We start from the raw sequence: 14877 nt of genomic DNA, 5'->3' as shown, positions 1-14877 counted from the left end.
ACTTTATTATTCTCTGCGAACCGAACCGTAAGCCATCCGGTAGTTGTCAAACTCTTCCTGATACTTCTTAGCAAATTCGGGATTATAATGTTTGCTGACTGCCAATACCTGCTGCATGACGGCCAGATTATGTTCCAATTCTCTTGTCACAGAGGCCAGCTGAGACGGTTTCAGACGGAAGAACCAGTCGATATTGCGCATGGCATTCTCGGCAATTCCGGTAAATACCTCTTCAGCCTTTTCATCCTGGTCGAGGGCATAATAAAGCTCACCCGTAGAAAGTGCGGTGTAATCCAACGGCACGTTTTCCGGAGGCAATACTTCCATACACTTGTTCAGTACGTTCAATGCTTTCTCGTTCTTACCTTCTTTCACCAGGTCTTCGGCCAGCTTATTGAACAGAGCCATACGGTAACTCTTACACATACGCATCACGTTCTCGTCGATATAAACACCCGGTTTGTCTACGCCACCCCATTTGAACTTGTTCATGACGTTATCATACATCTTCTCCGTGTTGGTTCCTTTGTTTGCATTCTTCGGCACGATCTGGTAAGCCAGACCTGTCTGTTCAAAGTAACCGTCCAGGCCGACGAACTGGTCGGGGTTCACAGTGATTGCATAATAAATAGGACGTTCCCAGTCGTTTGTCTGCAACATATCCAGGATCATCAGTTCCTGTTTGCCCAGTGCGTTCTTACCTTTCAGGTCGATCGTCATTTCCTTCAATAAGCCGGTAGAGTCTGTTGCCAGACCTTTGGCTACGGCTGTAGCGGAGTCAACCTTATATATAAGCGTTTCAGATGGGATATAGTCGAGTTCCTGGCTGATGCCCGGTATCTTCTTGAACTTCGGATCATTGCTGCGGACGAAATTCAGGGCCGTAGACAAATCGATCGGTTTGTCGGTCATCGGGAATACATAAGCTGCATCGCGTGTACCCTGTACATAATCCGCACGATCCCATGAGATGGGCAGTGGAGCCGACTCATAAGCCTGTTTCTTCATCTGGTCGATGTACCAGTCGGTTTGCAGGTAGCTGGTGTTACATACACGGACATCTGTACGGATACCTTCCACCTCCTGGGCATACCACAGAGGGAATGTATCGTTATCGCCATTGGTGAAGATCACAGCATTCGGTTCGCACGACTCCAGGTAGTTAGCACCGAAATCACGGCAGACGTAACGTCCCGAACGATCATGGTCGTCCCAGTTCTGGCTGGCCATCTGGATCGGCACGAACAGACAAAGTACAGTTGCCACAGAACCGGCCACTACCGGCGACATCTTGCCATACCGTTGTATCAGCTTGGCCAGTGCCGCGACACCGAATCCGATCCAGATACAGAACGCATAGAAGGAACCAGCATAGGCATAGTCTCGTTCACGCGGCTGGTAAGGAGTCTGGTTCAGATAAAGCACGATGGCGATACCCGTCATAAAGAAGAGGAAGAAGGTGATCCAGAAGCTCTGGATACCACGCTGTCCGGAATAAGCCTGATACAACAACCCGAGGATACCGAGTAGAAGCGGCAGCATATAATAGACATTGTGTCCCTTATTATCAGCGATATCAGAAGGCATATTATCCTGCGGACCGACAAGCACTTCGTCGATCGCCTTGATACCGGTGATCCAGTTACCGTTCAAGACCTCGCCATTCCCCTGGATATCGTTCTGACGTCCGGAGAAGTTCCACATGAAGTAGCGCCAATACATAAAGTTGAGCTGATAAGCGAAGAAGTAACGCAGGTTTTCGGCAAACGTCGGTTTCATCACGGTTACGTTTTCACCGCAACGGTTAAACTTCACCGGTTCTCCCTTGAACTGCGACCATTCCTTATAAGCTCCCACATGGGCATCGACGCTGCTGTACATACGTGGGAAAAGCATACTCAACTCGTCCACATACTCATAATCGACATCATGACGTGAGATATAATATTTATCTTTCTCGTTCTTGTCTTTCTTGATCACGCGACTCCATACGGCTTCACCTTCCTTGGTTACAGGAGAGCAGTTACCACCCTGGTTTTCACGTTTCACTTCCGAAGCAAAAGTCTGTCCATACAACAACGGAGTCTTACCGTACTGTTCACGGGCCAGGTACGAACGCAGGGTGAATATATCACTCGGTGCATTCTGGTTCATAGGAGTATCGGCCGTAGCACGGATCATGGTCAGTGCATAGGAAGAATAACCTACTACGATCACCATCAGGCATACCAGAACCGTATTCAGCAATTTGATATTTACCTTTTTGCTCATGAACAGGTAAGCTGTCAGCGCAGCCGTCAGGATAACAGCCAGTACATAACCGCTTCCGATGAACGGAACACCTACCAATACGATAGCCGCGATAAAGGCGATCTTCATTCGCACGGGATGAACCTCGTCGCGCATTGTTTCCCAGATAGACCAGATCAATACGCCTGCCAGTACAATCACATAGGCAAACACACCCGAGTTGTAAGGCATCCCCAATACGTTGACAAACAATAGTTCGAAATAACCGCATACCTCAACCAGTCCCTGAACGACACCATACATCATCAAAGCTACGATGGCAAAAGAAACCAGCAGTGCATAGATGGTACCTTTCATCGTCGGGTTCGGGAATTTCTTATAGTAGTAAACCAATACGATGGCCGGGATACAAAGCAGGTTCAACAGGTGAACACCGATACTTAATCCCATAAGATATGCGATCAGTACGATCCAACGATCGGCATGAGGACGGTCGGCGGCCTCTTCCCATTTCAGGATCAGCCAGAATACAAGGGCTGTAAACAGGGATGAATAGGCATATACTTCACCTTCTACCGCACTGAACCAGAATGTATCGCTAAAGGTATAAGCCAATGCGCCTACCAGACCGCTACCCATAATAGTGATCATAGTACCCAGAGAAATTTCATTCTCATCGTTCACCATGATCTTGCGGGCCAGGTGGGTTATACTCCAGAACAGGAACAGAATAGTCAGTCCGCTGAACAGCGCCGACATGGAATTTACCATTTTAGCCACCGTAGCAGTGTCGGATGCAAGCTGTGTAAACAGATTGGCCGTCAACATAAAGAACGGTGCACCGGGCGGGTGCCCTACTTCCAGTTTAAAAGCCGAAGAAATGAACTCACCGCAATCCCAGAAACTGGCAGTGGGTTCGATAGTCATCAAATAAACGGTGGAGGCGATCAGGAATACGATCCATCCCAGCACGTTGTTGATTAGTTTATACTTTCTCATACGTTTGTATAAAGTGTGATAATTAATTGTCTAAAAAAGCTATCCTAACGCAGACAGTCGGCCGCAAAGGTAAGCATTTACGTTTAATACCAACGCCCTAACACTCTATAAATTGTATTGAAGAGATTAGAATTATATTAAAAAACCGCTGATATTTAGCTGACAAAACCTGTCCGCTTTATGACATTGTATGACACCAAATGTCATACGGATCATACATCTTAATTATCAGGTTTTATACAAAAAAAGCCCTACTTTATCGATCCGGTTAGTTCCGGTAGATTATTAAAAAAATAACTTCCCGGATTTATTCAAAATCCGGGAAGTTATTTTTACGCTTTATCTATTTCTATAGAAACAGTTACTTGATCTTCTTTACCTTATTCAGTGTCTTATAAACAGAATAAGCCCAGAAATTACGAAGTCCGAATCCTCTGGCTCTCTCTGTAAATTGCTTATTCAAGACAATATCCTTGGTTGCGATATCAAATACAACAACATTATAAGTTGCCTGGCCTTTCCCTTTATTAAGTAGTCCGGCGATGAATACGGCGCCATATCCCTGGGCACTTCCGGCATTAAAATGGCGGATATGTTCTGTAATTTCTTCATCAGTCAATTCATAACCAGCATCCGGGGCAACAAAACCGGCTTTCTTTATCTGTTCGATAAGATCCTGGACAGTTGTCAGGTCTAATGTTACTTTTGCATCGAAAGCCTTATCGAGATCATACTTTTTCGGTTCACGCTGAAAAAGAGTATTGATTCCATAAAACGCATCTTTAAACTGTTCTGTCGTTTCATCGGCACCATACACCTTGGCCATAGAAAAATCCACACCGAAAAAAGTCAGTTTTTCTATGTCTTTCAAATTTGTTTTATCCTGTGCATTCACAAGGCTTGCCAGAAATAAAAACATCAATACCATCAACTGTTTCATACGATTACATTTTAAATTAGTACTAAATTATCGCAAATCTATAAATTTTATTGCTTTCCTGCTCATCTGCGGCATCTGAATTTTAGCCACATAATCAGGAGAGGCAAACTGAATGGTAGGTGCCACCCGTACTTTCGACCGGAACAGATCCTTGATTTGCTTGGCGAAAGCCTCCGTTTGCAGATCGCTTCCTACCCGGATCAGGATATCGTCAGTCCCCAGATCATTTGTATAGACTTCCACTACATAATTTTTTACTCCGGGAATATTGTCGAGTATATCATATAAAGCCGGTGGATAAAGAGTGGTTCCTTTATATTTTATCATTTGTCCCTTACGCCCCAATACCGAACTAAGCCGCATCGTATTCCTCCCGCAGGAACATGGCTCCGTATAATGATAACAGATATCGCCTGTTTTAAAACGGAGCAGAGGCATTCCCCGTACACCCAGTGTGGTGATCGTCACTTCACCCGCTTCTCCTTCTGCAACAGGCTGGTTCTTATCATCCAGAAACTCAACAATGATCAACTCCGGCTGCAAATGACCTCCCCGGCATGCCTCGCATTCTGTAAAAGAGGATTGCATCTCCGTGGATGCATACGTGGATTGCAATAAGGGGGTCTGCCATTTTTCATGTATACGTTGTCCCAATGTATTCAGGGAGAAATCAGGATTACGTAAAGCCTCTCCGATACAAATAGCTTTCCTTATGGAAGAATTATTATAATCGATCCCATTAGCCTCCGCATATTCGATCAGTTTTATCAGGAAAGAGGGAACAACCATACAGAAAGAAGGATGTATCCGATGGATTGTGTCCCACTGTAATTCAGGTATCCCGTTACCGACGCGAACGACTCCCGCCCCCAGTTCACGGGCTCCCATATAATAGGCCAGGCCTGCCATAAAACGCCGGTCGAGCGTGGTCATCAACTGCATGACATCCTCCCGCGTGCACCCCGCCGTTGTAAACGAAAGATATTCGTTATAAGATAAACGGTCCAGGTCGCCTGAAGTCAATACAAATGTAACCGGATCACCTAATGTCCCCGAAGTTGTCACATAATCGATAATCTCAGCTTTATCCACACAAACAAAATCTTCATTATGCAGTTGCAGGTCTGTTTTTGTCGTAACAGGCAATTGCTGTAAATCTTCCAATGTGCGGATACAGGATATATCGATCCTCTCCTCGCGGAACATACGTTGATAAAAGGCCGAACGCCTGTTCAGGTATTCCAGTTCATCGGCAAGCCGAAGTTCCTGATACCTTTTGATCTCCGCAGGAGTTTTGAATTGTATGTCGCTAAACTTCTCCATTTCGTTTATTTTTTAATTCTTTTTTCCAGTACAATACGTTCTTCTTCTTTTGGTATTTCTTTCGTCAAAGCGGTCTGCCAACAGGATGCAGCCTTATCCTCCGGACCGAACAGATGATAATAATCCCCTGCCAACTGCCAGGTATAATAGAATTCCGGGTTGGATAATATGAACTGATCGACCGTTCCTTCATCGAGAGGGATACCGTTACCGATACTGTGGCGAATCTCCTTCGCCAACTTCTTATAGGTCAATAATTGCTGATAAACCGGACTATTCAAAAAGGTATCCGCAGGCAAAGAAAGGCTATCGATGCATAATTCTTCCGTATCAAACGGATGGGCAAAAATCGCATTCAGATCATAAGCCACATACTCACCCAATTGCCAAGGAGCAGTCGACACCCACATCAGTCGTTTAGCCGGTTCAAAGATCACCGAATGATGGGCTATAAACTGGTTGAGTGCTTTCTCGTTGGTTAATCCGATATTCCGGTCTTCCTTTCCGAACCGGTTACGTAATATAGATGCAGCTTTCGAAGCATCTACCGGGATATTTTCATCCAACAATTCATCCAATCGGGCATACCGGTAAGGACTATCGGAAGTGGCTATATTCTCCTTATTCCGGACATCATCTTTAAATGTGTCCGACTGATAATGGTTCGTACAGATAATACGATTTGTTTCCGAACGAAACAGGGCGATCTGATCGGTCGATTTCTCAATGATGGCAGCCTTCCCGTCTTTTGCCGAACCAATCAATAAAGACTCGGCAACAAAAGTTCTATGTTTCTGTGCAATCGCATACGCTTCTTCTATGGTGGAAGCATATTGAAGGATTTCACGTGCCAATAAAGAGATAGGCATGGCAGCCGATACCGGCATGGTCGATTTGGCAGCATTGATGGTAACTGTCAGTCCCGTTTCATTCATCCCCGACAACACACCGGTCATCCCCGCCCAACCTACGGATGCAAAACAGTATCCATCGGATGGCCGATAGAACGAAACCAGTTTATTACGGGCAAAATCATCGCCTACATAAAAGTCGAAATTACGCCCGATCAATAAAGTCGAATCCGCACTTTCATTTCCCCAGACACCAAAAGAGCTACACCCGACCAGCATATAGTCCTGCATAGCATGGCCGATATCATGTGCAGCATGATAATTCAACTGACGTTCGTAAGGAGTACCGATCGCATCATATTCGTGAGAGCAGGAAAGAGAAATTCCATAGATTTCCGTCCGGTATTCTTCCGGTATGTATTCTCCCAGATTACGGTTAAACAGGATCAGGAAAAAACGCAGGAACTTCAGATAACTGTCCGAAGGTATGATCTGACGTATCTGATCGACAAAAACCTCTTCCTGATAATGGAGCAAATCTTCTGCCAGTTTCCCGAAAGCAACTCCCCTTTCGGCTGGATTCCCCTGCAACGACATTTCCCACAACCCGCTTTTGCTCTGCCGTAGATGATTCGGGCCATACGTACGCAAGCTATCTGTTTTTACCAGAGAATAAACCGGCAGCGATTGTATATCGATAACAGGTTGTTTCATATCTGCCGTCAGGAAAAGGACAGAGGAGGCAATCAAAAGCAGTCCGATAAAACAGAGAAAGGACAGGGTCAGGTATTTTATTATCTTCTTTATTTTCATATCAGGCATCTCCTATTTTCCGGGCGAGATATTCCGCCCCTAACAATTCCGCACAAGTCAGCATCGAAGTCAATGTTACCCCTAAAGCGCCATGTACATTCAAGCTTTGTCCGGTCAGGAACAGATTGGGTATACGCGTACGAGGTGGGATCAATGTTGTCAGCGGATTTTTATAATTCTTCATAATTCCATAAGCCGAACCACCAGGGGTTCCGGTATAATCCCTGTAAGTAAGGGGCGTAGTAGTCACTATTCTCTCGGTATTCTGTGAAATACCCGGACAATATCGTTCGGCAAAAGCAATTAATTGTTGTGCCTTTTGCATTTTAAACTCTTCATAATCAGCACCACGCTTTCCCACAGTCGTATCTTCCCAGTTTTTCACTTCCGACAGATACATGGGAGAAAGCAGACAGATCACATCGGTATACTGTTCCTGGACAGAAGAGGGTTGCATCGAGACCATACAAGTATTAATCCGGGTATCTTCGGGATACCGGGTGTTATACCAGGCATTCTGATCTCCCAACAAAAAGAGATTCCGGTTACAATACCGTGTACTCTCCCGTTTCTGAAGCAGATAGACAGAAAACAATCCGTATGAATTAGGCAAATGTTGCAAACGGGATAGAGTAGCCTTCCGTATCAACGGAGATTTCTCCACCAGACTCAACGTATTGAAAGGATGCAAGGAAGAGATAACATACCGGGATTCCAGTTGTTCCGAATGATTAATCTCTACGGTTCTTATTTCGTTTCCGGATAAACAGAGCTTACTTACTTCCGCACCGGTCAACACTGTTCCTCCATTCTGCCGGATCATGCCTACCAAGGCATCTGCCACCTGCATACTTCCGTCGACAAAGCGCCAGGATCCCTGAAGATACGAATTCGTTATGATAGCATGATGATAAAAAGTAGAAACCGACTGCTCACCACCATACAGCAAAACACTCCCGGACAAAACCTGCTGTAAAGTTTCATCCGGAGTAATCTCCTTGATCTGTTCCCAGGCAGAGACATAAAAATTATCCATATTGCCGGAAGACAACTTTCCTTTCCTCAACTGTTCCACACTGATCGACCTACCGACAGCATCCAACATATCGACATAGCGGTAAAGTGCCTCTTTTTCTTTCGGGAATTCACGGGCCAACGTCTCCGCAAACCGTTCATGTCCCATAGCAAAAGGATAAAACTTATCCTTGTAGCAGATCATATCGAAAGCCTCTTCATCCATCCGTCGCATCTTCAACTTATCCATTATTCCGAAATAAGTAAAGTATTGCCGCATAATTTCACCCTCATCCATACTGCCGATATAATGAATGCCTGTATCCAACATCCTGCCATACCGTTTAAAAGATTGAAAACAACCACCGGGTAAAGGATTCTTTTCGAGCACACAGACATTATACCCTTCTTTACTCAAAGTTACGCCACAAGCCAGACCACCCAGTCCGCTTCCTATGATAATAACATCATATCGACTACTATTGCTCATGTGCACTCTCCTTTCTTCTCAGAACATAGATCGTATTGGATGTAAAACGATCATTAGCCTGCTGCTCTATCTCCATCCGATGTCGTTCTGCGAGCCGGATAAACATTTCATGCGTTGGAAAATAAAGATCATTCTCTCTTTTATTGAATTCCAGTAAACGGGTAGAAAGTAACTCGGTAAACCGGGTTACCCGGTGTTTAACCGTACCACCGGCATCACCGTCACGAATAACTAATATTCCACCCGGCAATAACTTACCAATGCAGGCTTCCAACAAACGTTCCTGTGACGAATAATCCATATAATGGAGCATATCATTCAGTATAAACACATCACTGAACGGGAGATCATAGTCTACCGCATTGGCACAAACAAAACGGGTACGATCGTTCCTGGAGAAATTATGATTCGCAACGGCAATCTTATCCGCATCGTAATCAATACCCAGAACTGTCCGTTCTTCCGAAAGCATGGCAAGCATATAAGAGAGCGGCCCCAAGCCACAACCAATATCCGTAATCCGGGCTTTACGCGGAATAATCCGGTTAAAAAACTCATATTTATCCTCCATGAGGACTTTAATACGAATATACCATTCCTCAACCGGACCTTTATAAATATAATTAGCAACCAACTGCCTGTAAAAATAAGGATTATCCGAATTTGAATAAATATCACAAGTCTCCTGGTAGGCATTACGGAAAGCAGCAGCAATGGTTTTCGAACGTTCCTGGTAGGTCACGCCAAAACTTGTATCAGTGTTGGCTATACGGGGCAATATACGGGTACACAATACCCCTCGCTTCACATAAAACGGCTGCCGTTTCGAAATAATCATTCCCGTTCCATAGAGAACGACCGGCAGTATATCCAACTGCAATTTCTCAGCCAGATAAAAAGCTCCTTTATGAAAGCGATGTACCTTACAGTCTGCTGAACGTGTTCCTTCCGGAAAAACAACCACCGAATATCCCTGCGCAACCTTATCACGAAGATGATGTAAGACTTTCTCATACCCATCCTCCGTCTGCACAAAATCGGCATATTGCACGATCTTTCCAAAAACAGGGGAATGCCATACCCACCTGTTCGTTACCATCACCAACTTCGGTGCCAGGGAAAGCATGACCAGTATATCAACAAAAGACTGATGGTTAGCAATAATCACCGATGGTTTCTCAAAAGTTTCATTACCCGGATTTATTTTCTCACGCCGGGCTATCCAGGCAGCTTTCAGGAAAATACGCAGCATATACATCATGATCCGGCTGAACAGCTGCTTTTTCCTTTTCCTTCCTGCAGGTAGCAATATCAACAGAAGCGCTACTCCCATCATCAATAAACAGCCGGTGACAAACAAGCCAAAAAACCACACTGTGACCAGAAGCGCGGACAAAGTATATGGAAAATTTCCTTTTGAGGCAGGCCGGGAAATAAAAAAACGGAACAAGATCGGTAAGATCGTATAAGAAACCAATACGACAGAGATCATTCCCAGGATCGAAATTACCGAGATCGACTGTAATGCAGGATGTTTCGCAAAAACCAGTACCCCAAGCCCTACAACCGCAGTGAACGAAGAGAAAAAGATAGCTGTCTTATGGGAAGTAAGCATCTTCTTGCCCGTCCGGTATTCCTGTTGCAGACCATCCATGATAAAAATACTGAAATCATCTCCCAAACCGAAGATAAAGGTCGAAAGGATGATATTCACAATATTGAACTGCGTTCCGGTTACTGCCATCAACCCCAGGATGATTACCCAGCTGACAGCCATCGGGGTAAAAGTCATCAACGTCAATTCGATCCGTCCGTACGAGATCAACAAAGCGAAGAAGATCAGAAAAGAAGAGATATAAAGAATCAGATAAAAGTCATCGTTGATAGCAGAGACCCACTTATTGGCAAAATACCCCCGATCAAAAATCACCAATCCGTCATTATCGGCAAAACGGTCATAGACAAACTCTTTATCATCCTCATTCAAACGAACCTGCGTGATAAACATGGAAAGTGAATCGGCTGAAGAGGCCCAACTATCCAGTAGCGGCAAAGAAGAATCGCCGGAAGTAAAATCGCAAGGAGCATATTGTTTATCCAGAAGAGCAAAGAAGTCATCAAAAGTATCGGCCCGGAAATGATATTTCCCGGCTTTCTCCCTGATTTCTTTATCGACCAATGCTTTCCGTTCAGCTGTCCAGTAGCTGTTCCAGCGGTCGATACGCCGCTGCTGTTCTGCATAAGGAATAAATATTTTTTCTGCCGAAGCAAATTCTTTAATCTTTCCTTCTGTTTTCAACGTTTCCAGTTCACGATTCGTTTCCGCATAATGCTGTAATCCTTCATCAGAAGTATTACCTACCGAAACGAAAAGTGTGGTTTTATTATCCGACTGGAAAAGATTGTTCAAGCGCTGTTCTGCCGCCTTCAGGTTAACCGGTTCGAAGCTCAGATTCATCATATTACTGTCGAACGTCACCTTTCCCGACATATAAAGGGACAGGAAAAAGACGATCACGATCGTAATGACCAACGGCTTATTTTTTTCATAAGCATATCCGTTGATCTTCTCAATAATACGAAGCACCCGGCCGGCCTCTTCATGTCCTTTCTTTATCTTCAGGAAATGCGGTAGGAACACCAGGCAAAAAAAGGTTGTCCCGATCAATGCCAATGAAGAGAACAAGCCAAAGTCACGTAATAGGTCCGAACTGGTGAAAACCAAGCCGAAGAAAGCTCCGACCGTTGTAAAGCTCCCCACTGTAAGCGGATAGGCCAGTTCCTCGATCAACTGCCGGATGGACGAGACATGATTAAAATGCGACAATACATGGATCGAGTAACTCAGTGCCACCCCAAACACAGCAGCACCCGCCCCGATCGCAATGGCCGACACAGCACCTTTAATGAAAAAGATCAGAGCCAGTGAAAATACAGCTCCATATAATACAGGCAGTATGATCAGGATCACAGCCGAACGGCTTTTGAATACCAATGTTATAAAACCGATAATGATGATCAGGGCGATCGTCATGGTCAACATGGTATCCGATTTGATCTGCCGGGCATTGTAGACACCGACCGACGGTCCCCCGAAATATTCCGCTTTCACACCGGGATAGGCGTTCATCGTTTCTTTCAGCTGCTTTTCGATCGTATCGATCAGGAATTCGTTTTTTCCGGTACTGCCCGTCCCGTAATGCGGAGTAATAAAAAGCAACAGGGTCGACATATCCTTTGAAAAAATATGCCCGTCATACAACTCATAATTAGCCGTCATCTGGAAATCGCGCAGTTTTTCCAGAGAAGAAGTACCCAGACCTACCGGGTCACGGGGCAGAATATTCTTAAGTGCCACTCCTGCCGGAGAAAGCAGATTCAGATAATTACTACGCATACGGCGTTCAATTCCATCCGGGGTCAATACGGAATCCATGCGGACATAATCAGCCTCCGTCAAGAAGACAGGCAGGTTATCATAAATCAATCCGGTCACCTTCCCTATCATATTCTCATCCACCTCCGCAAATATATCCGTTATATACTCGGTTCCGGCCTCTTCCAGCAAACTATCTTTCAGATTTTCTCCTGCCTCAATCAGGCGATCGGAAGAAACCGTGCCGGATACCGTATCGGCAGACGACAACATAACGATGATCTTATCTTTGATCTTTAGGTTTTGGAATACAATCTCCGTATTCCGGGCATCCTGCGTATCAGGGAAAAATCGGGTTACATCTTCTTCAAATTTCACCTGTACGGCAAAGAAAAGCAATAACAGGGAGCTACCGACCAGTAGCAGGTAACGGACAGCCAGATGGCGTTCCAGGTAATTATATATATGGATAAACAGCTTACTCATCCGGCAGAACGCTCAGGCTTCCGGAACAACGAAAGCAACGTTAGACAAACAACACCGGCAAATAACCCGCAAATAACGGCAAAAACCATACTTCCGGCCAGATACTGAACGAACGAATCCTTGATCGTATCGAATGTCACTTCATATACACTCAGCTTTACAGGACGATCCAGTATCCACCCTCCCGTCACATAACTCCCGAATAACAGGAAGGGAATCACAGGAGGGATACTGATATTCGATGCAACGATCGTGATCACTTTGTTCAACCCCATCAAATGGGCCAATATACCGGCAACAATCATCTGGTATCCCCAGATAGGCACAATTCCCATAAAAACACCGAACATAACCGCTAATGCGATCCGTATATTCGACTCCGGGGAATGAGTGATATTCTTAGATATGAATTTCTTTATATTCTCCTTCGTTACGCTTCGTACACATTTCCAGGGCCAGAACCATAACAAAGCAACGGTTACAAGCACTGAGTTCAATAAACTGATCCGTGTAAAATCCCGCAACGGGCGAAAATGACTGACCCGCTCCCCTGCCGGTGGATAAAACACTTTCACCGGAACATTCGCAACCCGTATATTCCGCCAGGCAGCCTGTACGATTATCTCCAGTTCGTATTCGTATTTCGTCGTGAAAAGACGTACTTTCTTCAACTTGTTCAAAGGATAAAGCCTGTAACCCGACTGGGTATCAGTTAAGCGGATACCTGTTTCCAGTGTAAACCAGAAATTAGAGAACTTATTGGCAAAAGTATTTTTTCCGGGCATATTATCAGAAGCCAGATTACGGGCCCCGATCAATAGACTATCCGGATGCAATTCTATCTCTTTCAGGAAAACGGGGATATCGTCTGCATAGTGCTGTCCGTCCGAATCGAGTGTAATAACATAACGGTAACCGATCTCCATAGCTGCTTTCAGTCCGGTATTCAAAGCATACCCTTTTCCCCGGTTTTTCGGATAGCTGATAACACCGATCTCGGAGAATCCTTTCAGCACTTCCGCTGTATGGTCTGTGGAACCATCGTTTACCACTATAACAGGAAATGAGTAAACCAATACATCCGTGAGGACCTGGCCAAGAGTAATAGCATTGTTGTACGTTGGAATCACAATAGCCAATTGCCCCTCCCGTCGGAAATGATCCGGAAATGTATATGTAGTATCTGTTACCATTTATTCGTTATTACTCCGCAACAATCGTTGCTTTTAGTTTGAGTACAGTCGTCTCACCTGCACTTGCAATAGCCTGTAGCCTGTTGGTATTGCCTAAAGAGAATGCAAACGTAAGAATGCCATGTTCCAACGGGTTCACAACAGAGAGGAATTTACAACTATTTATAGCTTGAAAACGCACCGGAGTATTCAACACCATCGATACGCATTCTTTCACTATGCGGAGCATACAAACACCGGGTACCACAGGCATACCCGGGAAATGCCCTTTATAAACATTATGCTCCGGATTCAGCCGAATTACACAAGTATATTCTTCATCTTGTCCCGCAACGGTTTCTACTGTATAAAAGTCAGTCAACATCCCTTTTACTATGCATTTAGTGGGACAAAGGTAGGGAAGTTTTTCTATTATTTTGGTCTGTATCGAATCTTTTTCAGAGTATTAACCCTTCTCTCACAAGAGTTCCTACTCTAAAAACAAGACTAATCTTTATTATTTCAGCTTTGTTTTTTTAATAAAGAATTTAGCCAGCTCTCTTCCTGCCTTGGCGTACGTTTCCTGTACGCGATAGCCTGCAGTAAAATCGGTTCCCCAGAAATTATTTGCGGAAGCATTACGAATCTTTATAGAAGCGACCTGCTCACCTGTATCGATCTTCTTTACCTTACAGCTCAGGTCTACCGATGCATTCTGCCGCATAACGCCGACATTCCAACCCGGTTCGGTGAAATCCGTGTTAATCTCAATCACATAGATAGCACCTTCCGTTCCGGAGGTGATGCCTTTTTCTCCCATGTATTTATCGAATAGTTCCAGAAACTTAGGTTCAAAACGTTCCTTACGATCGTTAACCCATGCTTTTCCCCATTCATCGCCCTTACCGGCTTCTTTCTCATTATAGTCGGTGATTTTCTTGTTGACATATTCACTTTCCGTTAGTTTTCCGACTAACATCTCGTTATACGAGAAAGTGAATTGCAGTACAGGGGCTTCTTTTACAAAGTCTATTGAACCGGAAGTCAACACGACACTTTGTGAATAAGAAAATGTCAGGATACTAAATAGGACAACTAATGTTATCAATACTTTTTTCATACTTTAATAAGTTGTTTGTTACTAATTTCAAAAATATATAGCT

The 14877-nt window shown here is 44.5% G+C and carries 9 protein-coding genes; all 9 read right to left on the bottom strand.

Features of this window, described 5'->3' with window-relative positions; genetic code table 11:
* Positions 1–6 precede the first annotated feature (6 nt).
* Positions 7–3249 (bottom strand): glycosyltransferase family 117 protein, encoded by a 3243-nt coding sequence (locus M1P97_RS09645; protein ID WP_195370400.1) that lies wholly within the window; start codon positions 3247–3249, stop codon positions 7–9.
* Positions 3250–3610: 361 nt separating this feature from the next.
* Entirely contained in the window at positions 3611–4189 is a 579-nt protein-coding gene (locus tag M1P97_RS09640) for a hypothetical protein (RefSeq protein ID WP_195370401.1), read from the bottom strand.
* Positions 4190–4216: 27 nt separating this feature from the next.
* Positions 4217–5512 carry a phenylacetate--CoA ligase family protein gene (locus M1P97_RS09635; protein WP_195370402.1) on the bottom strand — a complete coding sequence of 432 codons (1296 nt, stop codon included), beginning with the start codon at positions 5510–5512 and terminating at the stop codon, positions 4217–4219.
* Positions 5513–5517: 5 nt separating this feature from the next.
* Positions 5518–7176, bottom strand: coding sequence for a C45 family autoproteolytic acyltransferase/hydolase (locus M1P97_RS09630; RefSeq protein ID WP_249388955.1), 1659 nt, complete (start codon positions 7174–7176; stop codon positions 5518–5520).
* A gap of 1 nt (position 7177) precedes the next feature.
* Positions 7178–8680 (bottom strand): phytoene desaturase family protein, encoded by a 1503-nt coding sequence (locus tag M1P97_RS09625; protein WP_195370404.1) that lies wholly within the window; start codon positions 8678–8680, stop codon positions 7178–7180.
* A complete protein-coding gene (locus M1P97_RS09620) occupies positions 8670–12542 on the bottom strand; it encodes a 1-acyl-sn-glycerol-3-phosphate acyltransferase (protein WP_249388954.1) in 3873 nt (1290 codons plus the stop codon). Before M1P97_RS09620 ends, M1P97_RS09625 begins: the two co-directional genes overlap by 11 nt.
* The gene (locus tag M1P97_RS09615; RefSeq protein ID WP_249388953.1) at positions 12539–13735 is read right to left on the bottom strand and encodes a DUF2062 domain-containing protein; all 1197 of its coding nucleotides are present in this window, start codon (positions 13733–13735) and stop codon (positions 12539–12541) included. Before M1P97_RS09615 ends, M1P97_RS09620 begins: the two co-directional genes overlap by 4 nt.
* 10 nt (positions 13736–13745) lie before the next feature.
* Entirely contained in the window at positions 13746–14099 is a 354-nt protein-coding gene (locus M1P97_RS09610) for a hydroxymyristoyl-ACP dehydratase (RefSeq protein WP_249388952.1), read from the bottom strand.
* A 132-nt stretch (positions 14100–14231) separates the two neighbouring features.
* The gene (locus M1P97_RS09605; protein WP_249388951.1) at positions 14232–14834 is read right to left on the bottom strand and encodes a hypothetical protein; all 603 of its coding nucleotides are present in this window, start codon (positions 14832–14834) and stop codon (positions 14232–14234) included.
* Positions 14835–14877 lie beyond the last annotated feature (43 nt).

Origin of the sequence: Parabacteroides leei (assembly GCF_023369805.1) — a bacterium.
Classification (GTDB): Bacteria; Bacteroidota; Bacteroidia; order Bacteroidales; family Tannerellaceae; genus Parabacteroides; species Parabacteroides leei.
Note: the sequence above shows the minus strand (reverse complement) of the source record. Positions and strands in the feature narration are given on the sequence as shown.

Bases quoted from the DNA above. Each gene is read 5' to 3' on its own strand.
- M1P97_RS09625 (WP_195370404.1), bottom strand. From the start codon at position 8,680: ATGAGCAATAGTAGTCGATATGATGTTATTATCATAGGAAGCGGACTG.
- M1P97_RS09630 (WP_249388955.1), bottom strand. From the start codon at position 7,176: ATGAAAATAAAGAAGATAATAAAATACCTGACCCTGTCCTTTCTCTGT.
- M1P97_RS09635 (WP_195370402.1), bottom strand. From the start codon at position 5,512: ATGGAGAAGTTTAGCGACATACAATTCAAAACTCCTGCGGAGATCAAA.
- M1P97_RS09605 (WP_249388951.1), bottom strand. From the start codon at position 14,834: ATGAAAAAAGTATTGATAACATTAGTTGTCCTATTTAGTATCCTGACA.
- M1P97_RS09620 (WP_249388954.1), bottom strand. From the start codon at position 12,542: ATGAGTAAGCTGTTTATCCATATATATAATTACCTGGAACGCCATCTG.
- M1P97_RS09645 (WP_195370400.1), bottom strand. From the start codon at position 3,249: ATGAGAAAGTATAAACTAATCAACAACGTGCTGGGATGGATCGTATTC.
- M1P97_RS09615 (WP_249388953.1), bottom strand. From the start codon at position 13,735: ATGGTAACAGATACTACATATACATTTCCGGATCATTTCCGACGGGAG.
- M1P97_RS09610 (WP_249388952.1), bottom strand. From the start codon at position 14,099: ATGTTGACTGACTTTTATACAGTAGAAACCGTTGCGGGACAAGATGAA.
- M1P97_RS09640 (WP_195370401.1), bottom strand. From the start codon at position 4,189: ATGAAACAGTTGATGGTATTGATGTTTTTATTTCTGGCAAGCCTTGTG.